At 72.9% G+C, this 25,091-nt stretch carries 18 protein-coding genes and 2 tRNA genes; 18 read left to right on the top strand and 2 right to left on the bottom strand.

Annotation, left to right across the window (positions count from 1 at the left end; genetic code table 11):
* Positions 1-165 precede the first annotated feature (165 nt).
* On the bottom strand, positions 166-1,368 hold the full coding sequence (locus HCJ92_RS03040; RefSeq protein WP_167931808.1) for an acyltransferase family protein: 1,203 nt from the start codon (positions 1,366-1,368) through the stop codon (positions 166-168).
* Between the two features lie 45 nt (positions 1,369-1,413).
* Between HCJ92_RS03040 and HCJ92_RS03035 the strand changes: the two genes are divergently transcribed.
* From HCJ92_RS03035 to HCJ92_RS02995, 9 genes are all read left to right on the top strand, one after another.
* Positions 1,414-3,696 carry a glycosyltransferase gene (locus HCJ92_RS03035; protein WP_338053989.1) on the top strand — a complete coding sequence of 761 codons (2,283 nt, stop codon included), beginning with the start codon at positions 1,414-1,416 and terminating at the stop codon, positions 3,694-3,696.
* 549 nt (positions 3,697-4,245) lie between these two features.
* Positions 4,246-6,045, top strand: coding sequence for a stealth family protein (locus HCJ92_RS03030; protein WP_275942238.1), 1,800 nt, complete (start codon positions 4,246-4,248; stop codon positions 6,043-6,045).
* Between the two features lie 234 nt (positions 6,046-6,279).
* On the top strand, positions 6,280-7,251 hold the full coding sequence (gene galE / locus HCJ92_RS03025) for a UDP-glucose 4-epimerase GalE (protein WP_167931806.1): 972 nt from the start codon (positions 6,280-6,282) through the stop codon (positions 7,249-7,251).
* A gap of 263 nt (positions 7,252-7,514) precedes the next feature.
* Positions 7,515-8,057 carry a hypothetical protein gene (locus HCJ92_RS03020; RefSeq protein WP_167931805.1) on the top strand — a complete coding sequence of 181 codons (543 nt, stop codon included), beginning with the start codon at positions 7,515-7,517 and terminating at the stop codon, positions 8,055-8,057.
* A gap of 234 nt (positions 8,058-8,291) precedes the next feature.
* Entirely contained in the window at positions 8,292-9,410 is a 1,119-nt protein-coding gene (proB, locus tag HCJ92_RS03015; protein WP_167931804.1) for a glutamate 5-kinase, read from the top strand.
* A 276-nt stretch (positions 9,411-9,686) separates the two neighbouring features.
* Positions 9,687-10,106 carry a hypothetical protein gene (locus tag HCJ92_RS03010; RefSeq protein WP_420824663.1) on the top strand — a complete coding sequence of 140 codons (420 nt, stop codon included), beginning with the start codon at positions 9,687-9,689 and terminating at the stop codon, positions 10,104-10,106.
* Between the two features lie 166 nt (positions 10,107-10,272).
* Positions 10,273-11,619, top strand: a complete 1,347-nt coding sequence (locus HCJ92_RS03005) for a glutamate-5-semialdehyde dehydrogenase (protein ID WP_167931803.1) — start codon at positions 10,273-10,275, stop codon at positions 11,617-11,619.
* 49 nt (positions 11,620-11,668) lie between these two features.
* Entirely contained in the window at positions 11,669-12,508 is an 840-nt protein-coding gene (locus HCJ92_RS03000) for an SCO2584 family spore wall biosynthesis protein (RefSeq protein WP_167931802.1), read from the top strand.
* Positions 12,509-13,133: 625 nt separating this feature from the next.
* Entirely contained in the window at positions 13,134-14,363 is a 1,230-nt protein-coding gene (locus tag HCJ92_RS02995) for an SCO2583 family membrane protein (RefSeq protein ID WP_167931801.1), read from the top strand.
* 252 nt (positions 14,364-14,615) lie between these two features.
* On the opposite strand, the gene HCJ92_RS02990 is transcribed toward HCJ92_RS02995, so the two are convergent.
* On the bottom strand, positions 14,616-15,845 hold the full coding sequence (locus HCJ92_RS02990) for a M48 family metallopeptidase (RefSeq protein ID WP_167931800.1): 1,230 nt from the start codon (positions 15,843-15,845) through the stop codon (positions 14,616-14,618).
* Between the two features lie 131 nt (positions 15,846-15,976).
* Between HCJ92_RS02990 and HCJ92_RS02985 the strand changes: the two genes are divergently transcribed.
* The 9 genes from HCJ92_RS02985 (at position 15,977) to leuS (ending at position 24,915) form a co-directional block, all read left to right on the top strand.
* Positions 15,977-16,129: a hypothetical protein gene (locus HCJ92_RS02985; protein WP_167931799.1), complete on the top strand. Its 153-nt coding sequence runs from the start codon at positions 15,977-15,979 to the stop codon at positions 16,127-16,129.
* Positions 16,130-16,158: 29 nt separating this feature from the next.
* Positions 16,159-16,797 (top strand): nicotinate-nucleotide adenylyltransferase, encoded by a 639-nt coding sequence (nadD, locus tag HCJ92_RS02980; protein WP_167931798.1) that lies wholly within the window; start codon positions 16,159-16,161, stop codon positions 16,795-16,797.
* A 29-nt stretch (positions 16,798-16,826) separates the two neighbouring features.
* Positions 16,827-18,836 (top strand): LCP family glycopolymer transferase, encoded by a 2,010-nt coding sequence (locus HCJ92_RS25505; protein ID WP_167931797.1) that lies wholly within the window; start codon positions 16,827-16,829, stop codon positions 18,834-18,836.
* A 428-nt stretch (positions 18,837-19,264) separates the two neighbouring features.
* On the top strand, positions 19,265-19,717 hold the full coding sequence (gene rsfS / locus HCJ92_RS02970) for a ribosome silencing factor (RefSeq protein ID WP_167931796.1): 453 nt from the start codon (positions 19,265-19,267) through the stop codon (positions 19,715-19,717).
* On the top strand, positions 19,714-20,361 hold the full coding sequence (locus HCJ92_RS02965) for a histidine phosphatase family protein (protein WP_167931811.1): 648 nt from the start codon (positions 19,714-19,716) through the stop codon (positions 20,359-20,361). Before rsfS ends, HCJ92_RS02965 begins: the two co-directional genes overlap by 4 nt.
* Positions 20,362-20,869: 508 nt before the next feature.
* Positions 20,870-21,103 carry a hypothetical protein gene (locus HCJ92_RS02960; protein WP_167931795.1) on the top strand — a complete coding sequence of 78 codons (234 nt, stop codon included), beginning with the start codon at positions 20,870-20,872 and terminating at the stop codon, positions 21,101-21,103.
* Between the two features lie 542 nt (positions 21,104-21,645).
* A tRNA-Ala gene (locus tag HCJ92_RS02955) sits at positions 21,646-21,718 on the top strand.
* Positions 21,719-21,756: 38 nt separating this feature from the next.
* Positions 21,757-21,829: transfer RNA gene (locus HCJ92_RS02950), tRNA-Ala, on the top strand.
* A 239-nt stretch (positions 21,830-22,068) separates the two neighbouring features.
* A complete protein-coding gene (gene leuS / locus HCJ92_RS02945; RefSeq protein WP_167931794.1) occupies positions 22,069-24,915 on the top strand; it encodes a leucine--tRNA ligase in 2,847 nt (948 codons plus the stop codon).
* Positions 24,916-25,091: the final 176 nt, after the last annotated feature.

The raw sequence follows: 25,091 nt of genomic DNA, 5'->3' as shown, positions 1-25,091 counted from the left end.
GGGGGCCACGGCGCGTTCCGTCGAACCCCCGGACCGCGCCGGTGGTTTCCGCACCCCGCTGGTGACTCCGGGGCCCCGGGGCGAAACGGAGAGGCCGCCGCCCCCAGGGGGGGCGACGGCCCGTCACCGGTCTCGACCGCCGGTCGGTCCGGCCAGGTCAGCGGGTCAGCGGTTGCCGGCCCCGGCCGGCTGCTGCTCCTGCCCACCCGCAGTCGGGGTCGCCGCCCGCGGTCCGTCCTCCGCGGGGTCCGCCGGTCCCGTCGCCCCCTCCGCCTCCGTCGGTCCCTCGGCCTCGACCGGCTTCGGCTTCCGCCGTACCGAGGCGTCCCGCACCTCCCGCGAGAACAACCACGGCACGCTGGGCTGGACCAGCGGCTTCATCACGGCCCGGACCGGGGGAGACGCCAGCATCGCGGCCAGCGCCACCGCCGCCAGGACCGCCAGGACCTGCTCCTCGCGGCTGTCGATCCGCTCGAAGATCCCCGTCTCGCGCAGCGGCCGGAGCACCAGCGGATGCAGCAGATAGATGTACATGCCGCCGGCCCCGAGGTAGGTCACCACCGGGATGCGTCGCCGGGGCACCAGGTTGATCAGACACAGACCCAGGACGACACCCCAGGTCAGCAGGGCCGCGCGGAACACCCACGCCCAGGCCAGGCCGAAGGTCTCGACCTGCGAGACGTACGGCGCGGCCAGCGTGGTCCACCCGATCCGCACCTCCTCGCGGACCAGCCACGCCACGACCCCGGAGCCCAGCAGCAGTCCGAGACTCAGCCAGCGGGTCCACCCCCGGCTGAACAGGTCCGCGAAGAGCCCCTGTCGGATCTTCCAACCCAGTACGAAGAAGGGGAAGAGGGCGACCGTCCGCGAGGCCGAGAACTCGGAGCCGAACTCGTTGAAGTAACCGATGGACAACGACGCCAGCACGGTCAGCGTGAACGGGAACCGCAACGCGACGACATACGGCAGCGCCACACGCCACACGATGAGCGAGAGGAGGAACCACAGCGTCCACTTGGGAAGCCCCAGATAGATCTTCCACTCGCCTTCCAGCCATCTCACCTGGAGAGTCTGGAGTGCGGTGAAGAAGACGTACGGCAGCGCGATGGACTCGATTATTCGCCGCGCCTCGCGGAGGTTGAGCGGACCGGCGCTGCTGAAGTAGCCGCACACCATCACGAACACCGGGAGCCGCAGCGCCCAGGTGACCAACCAGAGCCAGAGCGGCCCCTCCATGTCGCGGAGCGGTTCGATCGTGTGCCCCACGACCACCAGCGTCCCGGAGGTGTACCGGACATTGTCCCACCAGGGGTCGCGGGACTTGCTGCGGGCTCTTCTCGTGAAAAGCCCCTTCATGATGCGCGCCACGTAGGCTCCGAAGTCGTTACGAGTCGGTGATGAAATGCCCATCAGGTGTGTCGTCGACCACAGGTGCGGCTCACGCGTGTGGACATCCGGCTGATCATACCGGTAGCCGAAGCGTCGGCAGCTAACGGATTCGTAACCCGCACCGGCCCGTTCGCGTCCCCCGGGAGGCGATACCCGGACCGCAAACTCCCGCGGCCGGTAGGCTGGTTGCACGCTGTGCAGGGCTACCGGAGGTACTTCGTGCGACCCGATGTTTCCGTTGTCGTTCCCGTCTACAATTCCATGCCGTACCTCGTCGAATGCCTCGACTCGGTATTTGCGCAGTCGCTCGGATCGTCGCGTTTCGAGGTGATCGTGGTGGATGACGCCTCCGACGACGGCAGCGAGGATGAGCTGCGACGTCGCGCCGAGGCCCACCCCTCGATGCGGCTCGTGCGCCGTGAGGTCGGATCCGGCGGCCCGAGCGCCCCGCGCAACCAGGGGATGGAACTCGCCACGGGGCGTTACCTCTTCCTCATGGACGCCGACGACATTCTCGGGGAGAAAGCCCTCGAACTCATGGTGGAGGCCGCCGATCGCGACAACTCCGACATGGTGCTCGGAAAGCTTGTCGGGGTGGGGCGGAGCACCTCGGTGAAGGCGTACGGAAAGAGCGGGAAGGTGGACCTCTACACCTCCGAGATCTACCGCGCGCTGAGCCCTCAGAAGCTCTACCGGAGGTCCGTCGTCGTGGACAACGGAATCCGCTTCGACGAATCCCTCTGGTGGGGCGAGGACCAGGTGTTCGTCACCGAGTTCCACCTCGCTTCCGCAGGGACCTCCGTCGTCGGCGACTACGACTGCTATTACCTCCGGCAGCGCGACGACGGCGGCAACATCATGCAGCGCAGTCGCAATGTCGAGGAAGTCGTCCGATACGTCGAGATACTCATGGACCTCGTCGCCGAAGGCGTCGAGGACGAGAACGGCCGCACGCGGCTCCTCGGCCGCCACTTCCGCACCGTCGCCGACGACATGCTCCCGGTCGGCCTCGCCCACCCCGACACCGAGTTCCGCGCGCAGGTCTGGGAACGAGCCGTCGCCCTGTACGAACGCCACTGGACACCCGCCATCCGCGGCGAACTCACCGCCTACGAGAGCCTGCAACTGCGCCTGCTCGCCGACGGCGACATCGAGCGGTCCACCGAGGTGGCCCGCCGCGCGGCCGAAGCCGCCGACGCCCCGCTGCTGTTCGACGCCGGCCGCGCCTACCGCCGCTACCCCTACTTCCGCACCGACGAGCAGGCCCTGCCCGACGAGTACTTCGACGTGACCGACCGCCTCCGGCTCAAGGCGCGCCTGCTCTCCTCCGATTGGGACGGTGGCCGACTGGAGCTCACCGGCGACTGCCGGGTCGCCGGCACCGACCTCGACACCGCCGCGGTCTCCCTCCTGCTGCGGCACCGCCAGGACGACCGCGAGCTCCGACTCCCCGCCCGTCCCGGCGCCGCCGCAGATGCCACTGCCGGCGACGCGGGGGCACCCACCCACTGGGGCGTCACCCTCGACCCCGCCACCGCGGACAACGGCGCGCCGCTGACCCCGGGCGTCTGGGACGCCCGGCTGACCGTCGCCTTCCACGGCCTGGAACGCACCGTCCGACTCCCCGTCCCCTCCGACGCGGCCGGCCTCGCGCAGCCCGCCGGCCGACTCCTCGCAACCCCCGCCGGCGCCACCGGCGTCGTCCCCTATGCGACCAAGACCCGGCGCTACTCCCTGGACGTCGGCGGCACCCACCACCCCGTGACCGCGGGTGCCACCGTCACCGACCTCTCCTGGGACGGCGACCGACTCACCGTCCACGGCGCGGCGTGGCTCACCGAGGTCCCCGCCGAGCTGCTGCGCCTCTCCCTCGCGCTCCGGCCGCGTGAGGCACCCCCCGCACCGTCGGGCGGCTTCGGGGCGCTGCGACGGCTCCTCGGCGGGCGGTCCCCGCAGCCGCCCACGGAGCCGATCGAGCCGACGCTGAGCGATCGGACCGTCGCCGAACCACCCGCCGGTGCCCCGGCCGCTGCCCGACCCCGGGGGTTCACCGCCGAACTCGACCTCGCGGCGAACGGGACCACGGAGACCCTCACCCGGGCCGTGTGGGACCTCTGGCTCACTGTCGAGCAGGGCGGGCAGCGCTGTGACGTCAGGCTCGCCCCCGCCCCCGCGCCCGCATTCGCAGCACCCCCGGAGATCCACCACCGGCCGCGAAACAGCCGCACGGAAATGACGCTCTACACCACGAAGGGCGGTTACCTCGCGCTCGACGGGTCCGGTGAGCACTTCCCGCCGAAGAACTGAACCGCCCGACCCATTCGCTCAGCTGTGCTGAGCGCGCGGTCCGTGGGAACCACACGGCGATTCCCACGGACCGAAACCCTCCACGCCTCGCCGCGACCCGAACGAAAAGCGCCACGCACACGCCGCATTCCCGCCGTCACACCTCCCGGCCGTCGCCCCGCGACCTCCGCGGCGCGGCACACCCCGCCATCGGTGACGCCGGGAGATATCCCCCACACCGACGGGTGCGGGAGTGCCCGTCCGACCCGCCAGGCCGAACCACGCCACGTCGCCCCGCGACAAGTCGACGGCGCACTCGGGAAGAAGACCCGGCACCTGTGGATATGGGGGCGGTGTGAAGCTCTTGGAAGGCCGGTACGCAGAGTGGCCCGAGTTCCCCGGACCGCCGCGACCCGCCCGGAGAATGGAGGTGCCGACCGTCCGGGCCGGCAGGTCCCGAAGGTTACGCTTTGGTGGCACGTGTGCGCCCGCGACGCCCCCCAGCGGTGAACCATCGGGATCCGCAGCACCGCACGCGGCGGTACCGACGCCCGACCAGGACAGGACGAGATGAACGCACCGTTTACCGCCGGAGACCACTCGGGACCCGCTCCGGCTGGTTCCCTCGTCCGTCGATACAACAAGGTGCCACTGCCGGTCCGCCGGATGCTGAACCGCGCCACCCCCGAGGCCGCACGCCGCCGCGCCAAGGGCTGGCTCGCCACCCAGCTCACCCCCGGTGAGCGCCTCCGGCACCGCCGCGCCCGCCACCTGCGTCGGCCCCTGCTCGCCGCGGACCCCTCCGTCCGCGAGTTCCTGCACCGCGGCCGTGTCCTCCTCGGCCGGGAGGTCACCTCCTTCTCCAGCGCCGGCGCCGGCGCCCACAACCTCGACCTCGTGGTCCGCGCCCTCGACCACGCCGGGATCACCTACTTCATGGTCCCCGGCGCCTCCGGCATCCGGCACCAGCTCGGCATCCGCGTCGCCGACCGCGCCGCCTTCCTCGCCGCCATGGACGAAGTGCACGGCTCCCGACCGATCTACGTCGGCCTGCCCCAGCGCTCCGGAGGCGTCACGCAGTTCCAGTTCCGTGTGGACGGCCGCCTCCCCGAGGCCCTGGCCACCGCCGGCGTACTGCGGTTCGGCGAGTTCCTCATCGGGCCCCGCAACCAACTGCTCGCCCACACCCGGTCCGGCTGCGACGTCGAGTTCTGGGCCGACGGAGCCGAACTCCTCGCCGCCGGCGACCCGGAGGAGCAGCTCCCCAAGGGGCTGCCCGAGGACGTCCTCGCCGAATCGCTGATCGCCCCGCGCCGCAACGCCGTCTCGGACTTCCTGCCCCGCGGCGAGCAGGTCCCCGCGCTGCTCACCGTCCGCGAGCGGGACTACCCCACCTACCAGTCCTTCACCCTGCCCCGGGTCAACGAGGTCCAGTTCCCCGTCGACATCGTCTACACCTGGGTCGACGGCGACGACCCCGCCTGGCAGGCCCGGCGCGACGAGCACCGCCCGGGCGTCCGCAAGGACCCCGGCTCCGAGTCGTCCCGCTTCGTCAGCCACGACGAACTCCGGTACTCGCTGCGCTCACTGGAGATGTACGCCGGGTTCGTCCGCCACATCTACCTCGTCACCGACCGCCAGGTCCCCGAGTGGCTCGACACCGACGCCCCCGGCCTGACTGTCGTCGACCACAGCGACATCTTCCGCGACCCCGGCGTGCTGCCCGTCTTCAACTCCCACGCCATCGAGACCCAGCTCCACCACATCGAGGGCCTCTCCGAGCACTACGTCTACTTCAACGACGACGTCATGCTGGGCCGTCCCATCGGTCCCGACCAGTTCTTCCACGCCAACGGCCTCGCCCAGGTGCCGTTCTCCTCCGCCCAGTTCGGCCTCGGTGAACCGCACCCCCTGGAGGCCGCCCCGAGCGCCGCCGGCCGCAACGTGCGCCGCCTCATCTGGGAGACCCACAAGCGCAACATCACCCAGAAGTTCATGCACGTCGCCCACCCCCAGCTGAAGTCGGTCATGACCGAGCTGGAGGAGCTGTTCCCGGACGAGTTCGAGCGCACCGCCGCCTCACGGTTCCGCTCCGTCACCGACATCGCCCCCGGCGCCTCCCTCCACCACCACCAGGCGCTGCTGACCGGCCGGGCCGTCCCCGGCCGCTACCGCCTCTGCTACGTCGACATCAGCCGCCCCGAGGAAGCCGAGATCAGGCTCGGTCGGCTGCTCGCCGAACGTGGCCACGACTTCATCTGCCTCAACGACGTGGCCACCGCCGACGAGGACCGCGAACAGGTCGGGCGGCTGCTGAACCGGTTCCTCGACGAGTACTTCCCGTTCCCCAGCAGCTTCGAGAAGCGCTGACCGACCGCTGCCCGCCTCCCCGCGACCGGGCGCCGAGGCGGGCGCACGTCCGTGTCACCACCGGGCCGCGCCACAGCCGCGTCCGCCGCGCCCGCGCCCCGTTCCCCTACGGGCCCCGGCGCCGGGTGTACGTTGCTGCCCGGGCGCCGCTCACGGCCACACTGCGGCGCTGCGCCGCCCACCGGGCGGCGGCCGGGGCCCGGGTGCCGAAGTCAGCGTGAGGAGTGGGTGGACGTGAGCTGGATGATCACCGGTGGTGCCGGGTACATCGGGGCCCATGTGGTGCGCGCCATGCGCGCCGCCGGGCAGTCCGTCGTCGTCTACGACGACCTCTCCACCGGCGACGCCGCACGGCTGCCCGACGGCGTGCCGCTCGTCACCGCCAGCGTCCTCGACCGGGCCCGGCTGGACGCCGCCCTCGCCGAGCACCGGGTCCGCGGCGTGGTGCACATCGCCGCCAAGAAGCAGGTCGGTGAGTCCGTCGAGCGCCCCCTGCTCTACTACCGGGAGAACGTCACCGGTCTGCAGACGCTGCTCGGCGCGATGGTCGACGCCGGCACCGAGCGGCTGGTGTTCTCCTCCTCGGCCGCGGTCTACGGCATGCCCGACGTGGAGACCGTCACCGAGGACACCCCCTGCGCGCCGATGAGCCCGTACGGCGAGACCAAACTGGCGGGGGAGTGGCTGGTGCGCGCCGCGGCACGGGCGCACGGCCTGCGCGTCGCCTCGCTGCGGTACTTCAACGTCGCCGGCGCCGCCACCCCCGAACTCGGCGACCCGGGCGCCTACAACCTGGTTCCGATGGTCCTGGAGCGGATCGAGGCCGGGCTGCCCCCACTGGTCTTCGGTGACGACTACCCCACCGAGGACGGCACCTGCGTGCGGGACTACATCCACGTCTCGGACATCGCCGACGCGCACCTCGCCGCCGCCGAACACCTCGAAACCGCGCCCGCCGCGACCGAACTCACCCTCAACATCGGGCGCGGTGAAGGGGTGTCGGTCCGCGAGATGATCGACCGGCTGCTGGCCGCCACCGGACGCACCGACCTCCACCCCGAGACCGTGGAACGCCGCCCGGGGGACCCCGCACGCATCGTCGCCTCCGCCGACCGCATCCGCGCCGAACTCGGCTGGAGCGCCGCCCACGACGTCGACCAGATGATCACCTCCGCCGTGGCGGGCCGGCGGCACACCCACGGCTGACCACCCTCCGGGACCCGGCTGCCGGTGGCCCGGCCCGTGGTGCGTCCCGCCGCGGCCTCCCCGGCGCGGTGCCGCACGCTCCCGGCGGACCGTCGCCCGACGAGCCGTACACGCGAGGGGTCTCCACTGCCCTCAACCGCTCCGGCTATGCGTGGAATTGTCGTTCCGACACCTGACCGTAACAAAGATGATCACTGTCAGGGCTTCTCTCTGTGTGCTGTTCGTGCAGAGAATGCGAGGTCGATGTGAGGGGTGAAGCGGAGATGCCGCCACAGAACGCCGGGGTGGCCACCGCCACACCCGCGGCGCCCGCCGGGGGCGCCACCGAGAAGGCCGCCCGCGGCAGCACGGGAACCACCGGGGAGACCGCCGGCGATCCGTCCCGCGCCACAGCACGTCCCGCGCCCGAAACCGCCACGCTCCTCGGCGCACGCGTCGCCGGCGTGGCGCGGGACGGTGACGCCGCCCTCCTCACCTTCGATCCCGACGAAGGACCGGCGCTGCGCCTGCTGCTCCCCGCCGTGTTCCGCCTCGCGCGGGGCGAGCGCACCCTGCTCGCAGACTCGGACCTCACCGCGCCCCGCGAACACCAGCCGGCCGGCCCCTTCGAGGAGTGCGAGACCCGGTACGACGCCCGCGCCCTCGCGCTGAACGCCGTGCTCTCCGCGGTCCGACCCGTCGTCCGCGAGGTCACCGTGCTTGCGGACGGGGGGCTCCGCGTCGCGTGGGGGACCTCCTTCCACCTGGAGGTCCCGGGACCGCCGGCCTCCACCGTCACCGCCTGGCGCCTCGCCGACCTGGCCTGACGGGCTGCGTCGCAGCGAAGCCGCCCGCCGGGGGACGGACCACGCTGTCCGTCCCCCGGCGGCGCGCGCCCGCGAACCCGTCCACCCGTCCCGGGAGAACCCGCCGGGACGGCGCCGCCGACCTCGGGTGTCCGCGGTACGAGGACCCCGGGGCCCCCGCCGCACCGTGCCGTAGATTGAGCCGGGCCGATCGGGAACCGGACGGCGAACGGACGGGACAGGGGCGCGGCAGCAGTGACAGCGGCACGGCAGGACGTGGCGGACGCCCGCAGGATCGTGGTGAAGATCGGCTCTTCGTCGCTGACCACCGCGGCCGGCGGCCTCGACGCCGACCGGGTCGACGCGCTCGTCGACGTCCTCGCCAGATACCCGGAACGGGAGATCGTCCTCGTCTCCTCCGGCGCCATCGCCGCCGGCCTCGCGCCTCTGGGCTTCACCCGCCGCCCCACCGACCTCGCCCGCCAGCAGGCCGCCGCCAGCGTCGGCCAGGGCCTGCTCCTCGCCCGCTACACCGCCTCCTTCGCCCGGCACGGCCGACGCGTGGGCCAGGTCCTGCTGACCACCTACGACACCAGCCACCGCGTCCACTACCGCAACGCCTACCGGACGCTGGAGCAGCTCCTCACCATGGGGGCGGTGCCCGTCGTCAACGAGAACGACACCGTCGCCACCGACGAGATCCGGTTCGGCGACAACGACCGGCTCGCCGCCCTCGTGGCGCACCTCGTCCGCGCCGACCTGCTCGTCCTCCTCTCCGACATCGACGGCCTCTACGACGGGGACCCCCGCCGCCCCGGCGCCCGGCGCATCGGCGAAGTGACCGGCCCGGCGGACCTCGCAGGCGTCGAGATCGGCTCCGCCGGCAGCGCCGGTGTGGGCACCGGTGGCATGGTCACCAAGGTGGAGGCCGCCGGGATCGCCACCGGAGGCGGCATCCCGGTCGTGCTCACCTCCGCGGTCCACGCCGCCGACGCCCTCTCCGGCGCGCTCACCGGGACCCTGTTCCGCGCCACCGGCCGCCGTTCCGCCGGCAGGCTGCTCTGGCTGGCCCACGCCTCCGTGCCGCGCGGCGGCGTGACCCTGGACCCCGGGGCCGTCGAAGCCATCACCGAACGGGGCAGTTCGCTGCTCCCGGCCGGTATCACCGCGGTCGACGGCGACTTCTCGGCCGGCGAGCCGATTCTCCTCCGCGACGAGGCCGGACGGACGGTCGCCCGCGGTCTCGTCAACTTCGACGCCCGCGAGATCCCCCGACTGATCGGACGTTCGACGCGTGACCTCGCCCGGGAACTCGGTCCGGACTACGAGCGCGAGGTCGTCCACCGCGACGACCTGGTGCTCACCCGGGCCTGAAGGGTCTTGTGCCGTGGTGTGTGATGCTTTGTCGCCGGTCGCGCCTCCGGGCCCGAGACCGCACGGTGGCGCCGGTCCGTGCGCCGCGTGCGCCGGAGGACACAGCCCGGGATCGGCCAATGTCGGCGCCATCCGCCGGAGGTTCCGGCAAACGGCCCGCACGACCGCCCGGGACCTGGCAGCTTGGAGCCTGGCCGCCCGGTGCAGGAGACGGGGCAGCGCCGCCACGGCGGGCGCCGGGGCCCACCAGACGAGTTCCAGTTCGGGAGGCTGCCGGTGAGACGACTGGCCAGCGTCGAAGGAGGCAAGGGACCCGCCGCCGGTCCGACCGACGACGACGGGGAGGAGCAGCCGGAGTCCCGCCTCTGGCACGTGACCCTCAGCGTCTCCGGCGACCCCGCGCCACCGGGGGACGTCCGGCGCGCCCTCGAACAGCTGGCGCACGACCACCCCTTCCTCCTGACCAGCCGGTACGCCGCCGATCACGCGGAGATCCGCTACTGGGAGGAGGCGCTGGACCTGCGGGACGCAGCCGCCGTCGCCCTGCGGCTGTGGGGCGAGCACCGCCGCACCGCGCAGTTGCCGCCGTGGGAGATCGTCGGCCTGGAGGTCATCGGCCGCGATACCTACCACCAACGGCTCGCCGAGGGCCACGGCCCTGCACCGGCCTCACCCGTCGGCGTGCACCCCTTCTGACGTGCGGCGCGTCCGCCCGGGCCGTGACCCGCACGGCAGCGTACGCCCGCTGGACGCCCCCAGACGCCGACCGCCGCCCGGCATCTGGACGCGCCCCGCTGTCGGCCGCCGCCCGGCATGCGGACCGGGGCGGGCGCTCCGCCCGGCAGAGCTAACCTTGGCGGGCATGAGCCCCGCAGCCGAATCAGCCCAGCTCCGCGCCGACGCCACCGCCGCCGGGACCACCGACCCCGCGCCGGCCCCGACCGCCGCCGACTCCCCGGTGCGGGCCACCGCCCGCCGCGCGCGGACCGCGGCCACCGAGCTCGCGCCACTGCCGCGCACCGCCCGCGACACGGCGCTCCTGGCCATCGCGGACGCCCTGGAGGCCCGCGTGGACGAGATCGTCGCGGCCAACGCCGAGGACGTCTCCCGTGCCCGAGAGGCCGGTACCTCGGAGTCGATCGTGGACCGGCTCACCCTCACACCGGCCCGGGTCGCGGCCATCGCGTCCGACGTCCGGGACGTCGTCGCGCTCCCCGACCCCGTCGGGGAGGTCGTCCGTGGCGGCACCCTGCCCAACGGGCTCGACCTGCGGCAGGTGCGCGTGCCCCTCGGCGTCGTCGGCATCATCTACGAGGCGCGCCCCAACGTCACGGTGGACGCCGCCGCGCTCTGTCTGAAGTCCGGGAACGCCGTACTCCTCCGGGGCTCCTCCTCCGCGCACCGCTCCAACACCGCGCTGGTCGCGGTCCTGCGCGACGCCGTCGCCGGGTCCGGTCTGCCGGCCGACGCCGTCCAGCTCGTCCCCGGGGAGAGCCGGGACTCCGTGCACGAGCTGATGCGCGCCCGCGGGCTGGTGGACGTGCTCATCCCGCGCGGCGGTGCCGCCCTGATCCGCACCGTGGTGGAGAACTCCTCGGTGCCCGTGATCGAGACCGGCGTCGGCAACTGCCACATCTACGTCGACGAACGGGCCGACATCGACCGGGCCGTCGACATCGTCGTCACCGCGAAGGCGCAGCGTCCCAGCGTCTGCAACTCGGTCGAGACGGTGCTCGTCCACCGCGGTGTCGCCGACGCCCTCCTGCCGAAGCTGCTCGCCGCCCTGACCGAGGCCGGCGTCACCGTGCACGGTGACGCCGACTGGCAGCGGGCCGGCGCCACCGCCGGCGTCACGGTGCCCGAGGCCACCGACGAGGACTGGGCGACCGAGTACCTCGGGCTCCACATCGCCGCTGCTGTCGTCCCCGACCTCGACGCCGCCGTCGGACACATCCGCCGCTGGAGTTCCGGGCACACCGAGGCCATCCTCACCGCCGACACCGCCGCGGCCCGCCGCTTCGTCTCGCTCGTGGACTCCGCCGCCGTGATGGTCAACGCCTCGACCCGGTTCACCGACGGCGGTCAGTTCGGATTCGGGGCCGAGATCGGCATCTCCACCCAGAAGCTCCACGCCCGTGGGCCGATGGGCCTGCCGGAGCTCACGTCCACCAAGTACGTGGTGACCGGGGACGGTCACACGCGTGGGTGATTTTCCGCCGAGCCCCCCGTTCGGCGCCCGCACGTCCTAGGCTGGTCCCGTGCCGGACGACGTGGGGGGCCCGCCGTACCCGGACGGGGAAGGGCCCGAGAGCCGTGACCGCGGGGCAGCCGACGAGGCGTTCGCCGACGTGGTCTTCGACGATGCCTTCGTGGAGGCCGCGCGGATCCATGAACCCTCGGCGCGGGAGCGCCTGCTGTACGCCGGACGCGATCCGGCGGCCGACCCCGACGACGGCGACCAGCCGCCGGGCACCCTGACGGGCGGGTACCCGCCGGGTGCCTCGCCCGGCCCGGACGTGACCGGCGTCGCCGGACCCTCGGTGCCGTCGGGGCTCTGGAGCGCCCCCGTTGGTCGCCGCAGAGGGGTGGGCGCCCCGACGACCCGCGGGTCCGGCTCCTCTCCCACGGCCGGTGCCACCGCCCGACGTGAGACGCCGACCCCCGCGCGAGGACGCGCGCCCGGTGGCCGGCCGGGCAGTGGCCCCGGTGGCGGTTGGGCCGCCGGTACGGCCGGGCGCGGCCCCGGCCGGTGGCAACGCCCGATGGCCTGCGTGCTGGCGATGGTGATGGGCCTCAGCGTCGTCGCGTTCGCGCTGATCGCCGTGCAGCGGTCCGGTTCGGCGCAGCGCGTCGACCCGCCGGTGACACCCCCGGTCAGCGACCCGGGCGACGACGGCGCCGACCTGGGCGGACCGGGCGACACCACCCGGACCACCGGCAGCTCGACACTCCAGGGCGGCGACTCCGGCTCCCGCCCGGTCCACGGGGCGGAGGACACCGGCCCGCTCCCCGCCAACTCGCAGGAGGTCGCCCCGGGCGCCGGTGCCGACGGCGTGGCAGGGCCCGACGCCGTTGCCGGACCGGCCGGGGCCGGCTGAGGCCCCTTCCCGGGTGCACCGCGGCACGTGCGGGCACCGTTGCGTCCCATGCGTTGGGCGGGCCCGTTCGGACGGGGCCGCCGCCGGCGCGCCCCGGGCGGCCGGTGTCGAGCCCCTCGCCGCGGAGCGAGAGCCCGGACCGGACGGCCGCTGTGCAGCCTCGCGGCGGCCCGGCCGCTCGGCCGCCCGTCCCTGCCGTGGCCGCCCCTCCCTGCCCTTGGCGGCCCGCGCCTCCCCGGACGGGAGCCCGGTGCCCTCCTCGTTCCGCCGGTGGACTTCCCGTTCCGTCGGTGGGAGCCGCCGGGCGGTCGTGCGGCGACGGCCGGGCGCGTCCGGAGCCCCGGCCCCCGTCGGAAGCCCGCCCTCCGTCGGAAGCCCGCCCTCCGTCGGCAGTCCAGCCCGGCCCGGCTCGCCCTCGGCGGGCCCGCTCCGCGGGGAGATCCGCCTCGGACGGCGGAGTCCCTGCCCCTGACGGGCCAACGCGGGCCGCGCGGTCGGACTCCGGCGCGTTCTCCTGGCCGGAAAGCGCACCGGCGTGTCCGGTTCGTGCCGCGTGCGCCACCCGGTCGTGCTCCGACGAGCGACGGGACTGTCACCGGAGCGCCGCTCGCCCTACTCTGAAACGGTGACGGCAGGGCGTTCGGACCCTCCAGGAGGGGCCGCCGGGGAGGTCCCCGACCACGGGGACGACGAGTTCCGTGCGACCGTCTTCGACGAGTCGTTCGTCCGTGCTGCCTCCCTCCAGGAGCACAGCGCCGCGCAGCGGTTGGAACCGGGCACCTTCCCCGTGCGCCCGCGGGTCACGGAACCGTCGGCGCCCGCCCGCGCGGGCGGGCTGCTGCCCCGCAACGGCCTCGCGGTGGCGGCCGTACTGGTCACCGCCGTTCTCATCGCCGTCTTCCTCGGCAACAGCGGACTCCGCCCCGCGGCCCGCCCGGGACCGGACATCGTGCCCGCCGGCAGCCTGCTGCCGCTCGCGCCCCACGGCGCCGTCCCCTCCGTGGCCACGGCGGACCCCTACGCCGACACGGCCGCAGACGACTTCGGCACCGAACTGGTGCTGCCCGAGGCCCGGTCGGTCGGCGACTGGGACCGAGACCAGGTGATCGACGCCTTGGTTCTCGCCCGCCGCTACGTGACGGCCAGCAGCCTCACCCCCGACGTGCTGGTCGGCGGCGCCGTCGCGCCGGTGCGCGCGCTGCTCACCCCCTTCCAGCAGCACCGCCTGGACCGCGCGCTGCGCAGTGGCCCCGGACCGGTCCGCGCCTCCACCTTCCTGGTCCGGTTCGAACCGGGAACGGTCGAACTGACCGACGACGGCACCCGGGTCGAAGGGGCGTTCGCCGTCGAGCAGACGCAGGGACGGCTGAGCATCTCCGCGCGGCACCGCTTCGCCTACGCGCTCGTCCCCACCGGCGATCCCCTCGCCGCCCCGTCGCTCTTCCTCCTCCAGCGGGAAGTGGTCCTCAGCTTCGGTGAGGAAGAGCTGAGAACCGGCCAGGTGGCCCTGGAGAGCGCCACCACGACCGCAGGGCCGCTCGACTGCGCCGATCCCGCCGATGCCACCGCCCTTCGACCGCTCCTCGCCGGCCAGCGAGTCGCGGCCACTGCGGACGGCCCGACGGGCGGCGCGGGCCCGCCCGCCGCTGACGGCGACGAGCCGCCGCGGACGGGTGCGGCACCGAGCGGCGACGCTCCGCGGGAGGAGGACGGGCCGCTCCGGGCCCGTGCCGGCGACGGCGACACCCGGGCGTCGACCACGGGCGACGGGGAGCCGGTGGCCCGCGGCGGGCTCGACCCCCTGGAGCTGCCCGCTACCGGGTCGCCGCTGTGCGGCACCCTCGCCGGGAGCTGACCGGCCGTCAGCGGTGCACGACGCCCACCCGCCGACCGCGCCCACCGAGTCCGAAGGCTCCGCCCGGGCGGTCGGTGCGGTCACGGCGCGTACGGACCGCCGGCCATCCGCCGGCGTCCCGTGCCTCGGCCCCGACGCCCGGCGAACCCGAGCCGCCCGACGCCCGCAGTGGACCGGCGCGTGCCGCCGTCGCTCACCCTGCCGGGTGCGGCGCCCGCGCGGCGGAGCGAGGCGCGCGCCCGCGTGCCGGGGTCAGGCCCCCGAACCGGAGCCGGGGCCGCCCCCACCCGGCTGTTCACCGCCGGGGCGCGGATCGCCGTTCCGGCCGCCGTCGCCCGCGCCGTCGCCGCCTCCGGCGTCGCCGGGGCGCGGCCGACCGGTCCCTCTCGCGAAGTCGCGCAGCTTGCCCCCGAACTCACCGGCGCCGGACGCCACGTCGTTGACGAGCCGCATCAACGGATCCTTGCTGTTGCGGACGGCGCCGGCGTAGTGCGCGGCCGACTCCTTCACCGAGTCCGTGATGCGGGACTCCGGGTCGTCGTCGCGACGCGGGTAGTGCCCGTGCGACAGCCGCTGGTAGTCGCGGGTACGAGCCCAGCGGTTCAGCTCCGCCGCACGTACGGCGGCGAACGGGTGGGTCCGGGGCAGCACGGTGAGGATCTTCAGGACCGAGTCGCGCACATCTCCGCCGGCCTCGTACTCCTCGGCCTGCTTGAGGAAGGCGTCCACGTTCATGTGGTGCAGGTTGTTGCCGCCGGCCAGCTTCATCAGCCCGCGCAGCGAAGCGTCCAGGTCCTGGCCCACCAGCAGCCCCGCCCGGTCCGCGGAGAGCTCCGACTTGCGGAACCACTCACGCAGCGCCGAGACGATGGCCATGATCGCTATGTTGCCCAGCGGGATCCAAGCGACCCGGACCGCCATGCTGGTGAGGAACAGCAGGATGGTGCGGTACACGGCGTGGCCCGACAGGGCGTGGCCGACCTCGTGTCCTATGACAGCCCGCATCTCCTCCTCGTCCAGCAGCTCGACGAGACCGGTGGTCACCACGATGATCGGCTGGTCCAGCCCGATGCACATCGCGTTGGGCCGCGGGTCCTGCGTGACGTAGAACGGCGGGACCCGCTCCAGGTCCAGGATCTCGCAGGCGTCGACCATCATGTGGTGCAGGTGCACGAACTGGTTCTCGTCCACCCGGACCGAGTCGGAGAGGAACAGCAGCCGCAGGCTGCGTTCCGGGATCATCCCGCTGAGGACCTTGAAGACCGTCTCGAATCCGGTCAGTTTCCGCAGGGAGACGAGAGCGGGCCGGTCCGCCGGATGCTCGTAGGCCCGGGAGGAGATACCGGGGTAGCGGCGGCGGACCCTCGCCGTGTCGTCGGCGGGGCCGTCGCCGTTCGAGGGCCCCGCCGGGCCGCTGCCGCCGGTCCCCTCGCCCTGGCCCTTGTCGTCCACGCCGCCCCCTGTGGGTTCCTGCTCGCTCATCGGGTCCCCCTCGTTCGTCCGTCACGCCCACTGCACCCCATCCGCAGCGGTGGGGGCAAGAGGTCGCCGAGATCGGCTGCGCTTACGATGACCCTACGTTCCTGGCCACCCTCATCCCGATTGGTCGTCGCATGATCCTCAGCAGTGCCGTCGTCGCCGCCACCACCCTCGCGGAAGGTGACGGCGCGAACAGCTCGCTCAACCCGTACATGGTCGGTGGGCTCGTCCTCGTCGCGCTCCTCGTGCTGCTGTTCATCACCATGCTGCTCAACCGGGACCGCTGAAACCCGTCGGGAACGGCTAGGGTCTGCGCATGGGAGAGCACACGGACCACATAGCGTCGGTGCACCGTAGGCGCCGGCTCGGGGTGATGGGCGGAACCTTCGATCCCATCCACCACGGCCACCTGGTCGCCGCCAGCGAGGTGGCGTCGCGCTTCCACCTCGACGAGGTGGTGTTCGTCCCGACCGGTCAGCCGTGGCAGAAGAGCCACCGCGATGTGACACCGCCCGAGGACCGCTACCTGATGACGGTCATCGCGACTGCGTCCAACCCGCAGTTCTCGGTGAGCCGTGCCGACATCGACCGCCCGGGCCAGACCTACACCACCGACACACTCCGGGAGCTGCGCCAGCAGCACCCGGACGCGGACCTCTTCTTCATCACCGGTGCCGACGCTCTGGGCCAGATCCTGACATGGCGTGACGCGGGCGAACTCTTCGCCCTGGCGCACTTCATCGGCGTCACCCGGCCCGGGCACCCCCTCACCGACCCGGGACTTCCCGACGGCGGGGTCTCCCTCGTGGAGGTGCCCGCTCTCGCCATCTCCTCCACCGACTGCCGTGACCGTGTCGCCGCCGGCGAACCGGTCTGGTACCTGGTGCCCGACGGAGTGGTGCGCTACATCAACAAGCGTGAGCTCTACCGGACCCCGCCGGTCCAGACGAGCTGACCCGGCCGCGAGGGCGAGAGGGCGAAGCGGTGAACGACCGACAGCACCCGTACGGCGAGGTGTACGGCTACGACGAGTACGGGCGCCCGCTGTACCGGCAGCCCGACGGAGCCGGGTACGACTACGGTTCCTACGCCGCCCAAGGGCAGTCGGAGCCCCCCGCGGCTCCCGGTGACCCCACCGGACACCACGGGGGCGCACAACAGCCGCCGCACGCCGGACAGAACCCCTACGCGACCGACGGCACGGGATACGGCAGCCCGGGGGAGGGGTACGACGATCCCGGGGCCTACGGCGCGCCGCAGCCGGGTCACGCCGGCTACGGGACATCCGCCGACGGTCCCGGCGGCTACGGCGGGCACGCGGACACCTTCGGGCCGCCGCAGGACCAGGGGTACTACCAGCAGGCGGGCGGCTACGACCCCGCCCGGTACACCACCGGTCACACCGACCCGACCGGCGGCTACGGCCCGCCACAGGGCTACGAGGACGCCGCCCGCCACCCGGGCACCGTGCAGGCACCCGGGCAGGACGGCGGAGCCCACCGCTCGGGCGGCCCGGCCGTGCCCGAGCAGTACGACTACGGGCGGGCCACGGGCCGGACCCACGCGGGAGACTCCCCGGGGGCCGGCCGCGAGACCCCCGTCGCCGACCCGGACGCGGTGCGCGGCGAGCCGGCACCCGCCGGCGGTACCGCCGAGCAGCCGGCGGTCGACGCACCCGCCGGATCCGTCCCCGGCCCCCGGACCGCCGCGCCCGACAAGGGCCGCCGCCGCGGCCGGCCGCAGGACGACCCGGCGGGGGACGAGAGCAACGAGTTCGCCTTCGTGGAGGAGAACGACGACGACTCCGAAGAAGTCATCGACTGGCTCAAGTTCACCGAGAGCCGCACGGAGCGCCGGGAGGAGACCAAACGCCGCGGACGCAGCCGCCGCAACCTTCTGGTGATCGGCCTTGTCCTCGCGGTCATCGGGGGCGCCGGATTCCTGTGGGCCACCGACCGCGTGCCGTTCCTCACGGGCCCGGCAGCCGAGGAGGGCGCCGCCGACATCGCCGAGTCCCGGGACGTCATCATCCTCCACCTGCGGGAGACCGGGGGCGAGACCACGTCCACCGTGCTGCTCGTCGCCAACGAGACCACCGGTGAGGCGACCACCCTCCTGCTGCCCAACGCGCTCTCGGTCTCACCCGACGCGGGGACCACCACTCTCGGGCAGGCCGTGCTGGACGAAGGCGCAGCCTCCGTCCGTGACGCGGTCGGCGCGCTGCTGGGAGCGGACATCAAGGGGACCTGGCGGCTCGACACCCCCTACCTGGAGAACCTCGTCGACCTCGTCGGCGGTGTCCCGGTGGACTCGCCCACGCCCGTGCCCGCCGACGCCGAGGAACCGACGGTGGGGGAGGGCGAGCAGACCCTCGACGGCCGCAGCGCCGTCACCTACGCGGTCCACCGGGCGGACGAGGAGCCCCAGGACGCCCAGCTCCAGCGATTCGGGCAGATCATGGCCGGTGTGCTGCAGAAACTGCCCAGCGGTGAGCACGGCGCCCGGCAGGTCGTGGAGAACCTCGCCCAGATCGCCGACCCCTCGCTGTCGGAAGGCGAACTCGGCGCCAGCCTCGCGCAGCTCGCGGAGATGGCGCAGGCCGGCGACCACACGGCGACCCTCCTTGTCGTGGAGGAGGACGGAACCATCAGCGACGAGGTCGCCGACGCCGTCGTATCCACCGTGCTGGGCGGCTCCGTCAGCAACGCGGACATCTCCGACAGCCCGCGGGTCGCCCTTCGGGACGCGGCCGGTGGCGACGGAGCGGGCGAGAGCGCGACGGTCAAGCTCGTCAACGGCGGCTGGGTCATCGTCGACACGAAGGCCGCCGACCCGGTGGAGCAGAGCGAGGTCCGCTACGGCTCGGAAGCCGCTGCCGAGGCCGCCCTGGAGGTGGCACGCACCCTGGGCATCCCCGAGGATCAGGTCGGCGAGGCGGACACACCCGGCAACGCGGACGTGCTGGTCATCATCGGTGAGGACTTCACCGGCTGACCCCGAGTCGCGACCCGGTCACGGGCGAGACGGGTGCGGGCGGTGCCTCCGGGCGCCTGGGCACGGAGGCCGCGGCCCGCCGCCGACGCCCACTGCGCCGTCGTGGCCTCCGGCCGGCCGACGTGCGTGGTGGGTTCCGGCCGGGCCCGAACGGGCCCGGGGCGCCGGTCGGGCCGACCGCTGCCCGCGGTCCTGGCGCGCAGGGACGTCGGTCGCATCACCTCTTCTCTCCCGGCCGGGCGGCCGAACACGCTGCCTGATCCCGCTGGGAGCACGTCGGGGCTGTGCCGTCGATGCCGCGGCCACAGGCGCTGTGCCCTCGGCGCGGTGGCCCGGGACGGCCCGTACCGACCGGAGCGGCCGGTACGGGCCCGGGAGGGCATGAGACCCTGGATCGGTATCCGACCAACCGTGGAGACTGCTGACCCGTGACCGCCACCGACCACGCCACCGAGCTGATCTCCGTCGCCGCCCAAGCGGCAGCGGACAAGCTGGCGCACGACATCATCGCCTACGACGTCAGTGACGTCCTGGCGATCACCGACGCCTTCCTGCTGGCGTCCGCCCCCAACGACCGACAGGTCAAGTCGATCATCGACGGCATCGAGCAGCAGCTCCAGGAGCAGCTCGGTGTGAAGCCCCTGCGGCGGGAGGGGGAGCGCGAGGGCCGCTGGGTACTGCTCGACTACTCCGACATCGTCGTGCACGTGCAGCACTCCGAGGAGCGGGTCTTCTACGCCCTCGAACGGCTGTGGAAGGACTGCCCCGAGCTGCCGCTGCCGGCGGACGCCATCGCCACCCGAGGTCGGGGGGCCGATGCAGAGAAGGCCGCGGCAACCGCCGAGGACGACGAGGCGCGGCCGGGCGGTGAGCTGAGCTGAGCAGCGAACCCGGCGGCCGTCGCGTCGTCCTCTGGCGCCACGGCCAGACCGCGTGGAACCTCGAGCGCCGATTCCAGGGCACCACGGACATCGCGCTGACGGCGGAAGGCGTGGCACAGGCCAGACGCGCCGCGGCCATCCTGGCGCGGCTCGGGCCCGACGCCGTCATCGCCTCGGACCTGTGCCGCGCAGCCGACACCGCCGCCGAGCTGGCGGCCGTCACCGGCCTGGAGGTCACCCATGACCAGGCGCTCCGTGAGACCTACGCCGGCGTGTGGCAGGGGCTGACGCACGAGGAGATCCTCGCGAAGCACGGCGAGCAGTACGCCGCCTGGAGGCGCGGGGAGCCGGTTCGGCGCGGCGGTGGTGAGCTGGAGACCGAAGTGGCCGACCGCGCTGCGCCGGCTGTGGACCGCGCGGTGTCCGGTCTGCCGGAGAACGGCACTCTGATCGTCGTCAGCCACGGTGGGACCATCCGCACCACGATCGGCCGGATGATCGGTCTCGCCCCCCACAGCTGGGAAGCTCTCGGCGGCCTCGCCAACTGCAGCTGGTCGGTGCTCGGCGAGCACGGGCGCGGATGGCGGTTGCTGGAGCACAATGCCGGCAGCCTTCCCGAACCCGTCATCGGCGACGACACCTGACGGCCGGTGGGCCGTCGCCGGACCCGGCGGCACGGCAGCCGCCGGCGCGGCGAGCCGGACCCTCGACCGTCAACGGAGAGTGCGGCGCGCCCCTGAAAGAGTGAAATAGCGACGGGGCGGTGACGGAGGGAGCGGCTTCGGTGCCTCGCCGTCGGCAGGTTGGCCGGGCGTGGCCGTGGCGCTCGGCTCCGCGGGCGCCCTTGCGATCGACCCCGTGGGTATCGGTTCCGCCCGGGCCCACGCCGTGGCCGACGGGGCGGCGGCGGAGGGCCCGGACCGCGGTGCGCGGCGCCTTCGTGGCGACGTCGGGCGTTGTATCGATCGCGTCTCCATGCAACTCGCGCGGGATTCCCGGCTTATCGGGCGGCGCTTGCCATGGCAGAATCGCAAAGGCTCCACCAGGCAGACCGGGAGGGGGACCCGGCGACGCCTCGCGACGACCTCACGACGATGACGGAGGCTGCCACGTGCGCATGGTCCGCGACCGAGTCCGGAGCTGATCGGTGACATGGGTGCACACAGCCGGAAGTGTGATTGGTGCGGCAGCGGGACCCCGATCGTCCGCGACCTCGAACCCGTGAACGACTCCTACCAGTACTGGTGCGTCGAGTGCGCGCGCGCACTGATCATCAAGGGTGACCCCATCGAGGTCTACCGCGAACTCGAGGGTGAGCCGATCTACGGGCGACTGCTCGACGAACACTGCGCGCTCAAGCGCTTCTACTCGTTCGCCAGTGCCTGACCTGACCCAGTCCTGCCCGTCCGGGGTGCCCCCGGTCGAGCTGTCCGGGCCGTCCTGTTCCGCTCCGTGCGTCCGCCCGCCGCTCCCGTTTCCGGGGCCGGCGGGCGGTGCTGTCCGCCGGCCCTCGACGGGAGTCGGACGGTGACGGGTCGAGGCGGCAGCGGTCGAGAGCGGCCGGCCCGCGGTCCGTCGTGGCGCACCGCGGTCTCTGTCGCCCGATCCACGGACCGCTCCGGCGGTTCCGCCCGCCGCGGGGAACGTCGCTCGCCCGCGACGCCCGCGCCGCTGAACTTCCTCCGCCGTCCCGTCCTGTCCGGGCACTGACCCCGTGTCGGACCTGTCCCGGCGCTGCTGCTCGGATGCGGGAGAAGCGCCGAGCCCGCCCGTACGGAACCCGCGGTACGTGAAGGCCTGTGGTGCCCACCGGGCCACGGGCCGAGGGAGATCAACGATTTGGCGCGGGACCCCGAGAGCCGTGTACAGTAGGCGACGCCGCAGCGCGGACCCCGGGAAACCAGAGGTCAGCGAGGCGGACCAAGTTCGGGGCTATAGCTCAGTTGGTAGAGCGCTTGCATGGCATGCAAGAGGTCAGGAGTTCGATTCTCCTTAGCTCCACGGACTTCCCACAAGGAACGACGTGGTGAGTCACGCGAGGGGCTATAGCTCAGTTGGTAGAGCGCTTGCATGGCATGCAAGAGGTCAGGAGTTCGATTCTCCTTAGCTCCACAGTATCGAGGCGGGCCGTCCGGAGACCGGGCGGCCCGCCTCGCTGTGCCGGGCGCGATGGGTGGTGCGTTAGGCTGACGTCATGCGTGCCGTACGCCTCCTGCTTACCGGGCCGCGCTGACATAGCACCGTGAACGCCGCCGCGAGGCCGGCGCAACAGCGGCATCAGCGCGGCGTCCCCTCCTGAGCGGGGGGCTTTTTGCTGTCCGGGGCAGACACAACGATGGAGCCACACAACCATGACCCAGATCCACAAGTACGGAGCCGAGCTGGCGGCGGACATCGAGGCACGCTGGCAGGACTACTGGGAGAAGCACGGCACCTACGAGACGCCCAACCCGGTCGGCGACCTCACCGGTGACGAGGAACTGGCGTCGCGCCCCACCAAGTTCGTGATGGACATGTTCCCGTACCCCTCGGGTGCGGGGCTGCACGTCGGCCACCCGCTCGGGTACATCGCCACCGACGTCTACTCCCGGTTCATGCGGATGACCGGGCACAACGTGCTGTACACGCTCGGTTTCGACGCCTTCGGTCTGCCCGCCGAGCAGTACGCAGTCCAGACCGGCACCCACCCCCGCGTCTCGACCGAGGCGAACATCGCCAATATGAAGTCGCAGCTGCGGCGGCTCGGCCTCGGCCACGACAAGCGCCGCTCGTTCGAGACGATCGATCCGGGCTACTACAAGTGGACCCAGTGGATCTTCCTGCAGACCTTCAACTCCTGGTACGACGACGAGGCCCGGCGGGCGCGCCCGATCGCCGAACTCGTCGAGGAGTTCGAGCAGGGCCGTCGCGCGCTGCCCGGCGACCGGCCCTGGGGCGAGCTGACGGAACAGGAGCGTGCCGACGTCCTCGGCGGGTACCGCCTGGCATACGCCTCCGATGCCCCCGTCAACTGGTGCCCGGGGCTGGGGACCGTGCTGGCCAACGAGGAGGTCACCGCGGACGGGCGGTCCGAGCGGGGCAACTTCCCTGTCTTCAAGGCGAAGCTCCGGCAGTGGAACATGCGGATCACCGCCTACGCCGACCGCCTCATCGACGACCTGGACGCGCTGGACTGGCCGGAGGCGATCAAGCTCCAGCAGCGGAACTGGATCGGCCGCAGCGAAGGCGCCCGCGTCGACTTCCCGACCACCGCCGCCGATGGCGGCGAGGAGACCGTGACGGTCTTCACCACCCGGCCGGACACCCTCTTCGGCGCGACCTACATGGTGCTGGCCCCCGAGCATCCCCTGGTCGACCGGATCGTCCCCGCCGCGTGGCCCCGGACCACCCGCGAGCCGTGGACCGGCGGACACGCGACGCCCGCCGAGGCCGTCGCCGCGTATCGTGCCCAGTCCGCGGCCAAGTCGGACGTGGAGCGCCAGGCCGAGTCCCGGGAGAAGACCGGCGTCTTCACCGGCGCCTACGCCGTCAACCCCGTGAACGGCGAATCGGTCCCGGTCTTCGTCGCCGACTACGTGCTGATGGGCTACGGGACCGGCGCCATCATGGCCGTGCCGGGTCAGGACCCCCGTGACTGGGAGTTCGCCACCGTCTTCGACCTGCCGATCGTGCGGACCGTCCAGCCTCCGGCCGACTTCGACGGCGAGGCCTACACCGGTGACGGACCGGCCATCAACTCCGCCGGCGCCGGGATCGACCTCAACGGCATGGGGGTGGACGACGCCAAGCGCACGGTCATCGCCCACCTCGAGACCGCCGGGCTCGGCGAGGGGACCATCAACTACCGACTGCGCGACTGGCTGTTCAGCCGTCAGCGCTACTGGGGCGAGCCGTTCCCGATCGTCTACGACGAGGACGGCATCGCCCACGCGCTCCCGGAGTCGATGCTGCCGCTCGAACTCCCGGAAGTCGACGACTACACCCCGCGGACCTTCGACCCCGACGACGCCGACACCGAGCCCGAGACCCCGCTGTCCCGCAACGAGGCATGGGTGCACGTCGACCTCGACCTCGGGGACGGCCGAGGTGTCCGCCGGTACCGCCGCGAGACCAACACCATGCCCAACTGGGCCGGCAGCTGCTGGTACGAGATGCGGTACCTGGACCCGCACAACGACAGCGCCCCGGTCGACCCCCGCATCGAGCAGCACTGGATGGGCCCCCGCGCCGACAGGCCGCACGGCGGCGTCGACCTGTACATCGGTGGCGCGGAGCACGCCGTCCTCCACCTCCTGTACGCCCGCTTCTGGTCCAAGGTCCTCTTCGACCTCGGACACGTCTCCGCGACCGAGCCGTTCCACAAGCTGTACAACCAGGGCATGATCCAGGCCTACGTGTACCGCGACGCACGTGGGTTTCCGGTGCCGGCGGCCGAGATCGAGGAGCGAGACGGCGGCTACTTCCACGACGGTCTGCCGGTCCGCCGCGAGCTGGGCAAGATGGGCAAGTCCCTGAAGAACGCGGTCTCACCCGACGAGGTGTGCGCCGAGTACGGCGCGGACACCCTCCGTCTCTACGAGATGGCGATGGGGCCGCTGGACGTCTCCAGGCCCTGGGACACACGCGCCGTCGTGGGACAGTTCCGCCTGCTCCAGCGGCTGTGGCGCAACGTCCTGGACGAGGAGACCGGCGAGGTCACGGTCGTGGACAGCGCTCCGGACCAGCCGACGCTCCGGGCCCTGCACAAGGCGATCGACGGCGTGACCCGCGACCTCGACGCTCTGCGGTTCAACACGGCCATCGCGAAGATCACCGAGCTCAACAACCTCGTCACCAAAGCAGCCGTCTCGGGCACCCCCGTGTCGAGGGAGACCGCCGAGACCATGGTGCTGCTCATCGCGCCGCTCGCGCCGCACGTCGCGGAGGAGCTCTGGCAGCGTTTGGGTCACAGCGACTCCGTCGTGTACCACCCGTTCCCGGTCGCCGACCCGGCTCTGGCCGTCGACGAGAGCGTCACCTGCGTCGTCCAGATCAAGGGCAAGGTCAAGGCGCGCCTCGAAGTCGCGCCGTCCATCAGCGACGCGGACCTGGAAGCCCTCGCCCTGGCCGAGCCCGCGGTGCTCCGCGCACTCGACGGAGCGCCCGTACGTAAGGTGATCGTGCGGGCACCCAAGCTGGTCAACCTCGTGACCGGCTGACGGCGCGCCCTGGTCCCGCCACCCGGCCGCGTGGCGGGGCCAGGGCGTGCGCCGACCGCCCGGCGCCCCATGCAGCACCGCCCGGCCCGGCTCGTCCGGGAATCGCCGCCGAGGCATCCGGCTGAGCCGGAGCCCCGCCGAGGACAGGGGAACGCCGGAGGCTCGGCGAGGGCGCT

The organism is Streptomyces spiramenti, assembly GCF_012034385.1.
GTDB classification, from domain to species: Bacteria; Actinomycetota; Actinomycetes; order Streptomycetales; family Streptomycetaceae; genus Streptomyces; species Streptomyces spiramenti.
Note: the sequence above shows the minus strand (reverse complement) of the source record. Positions and strands in the feature narration are given on the sequence as shown.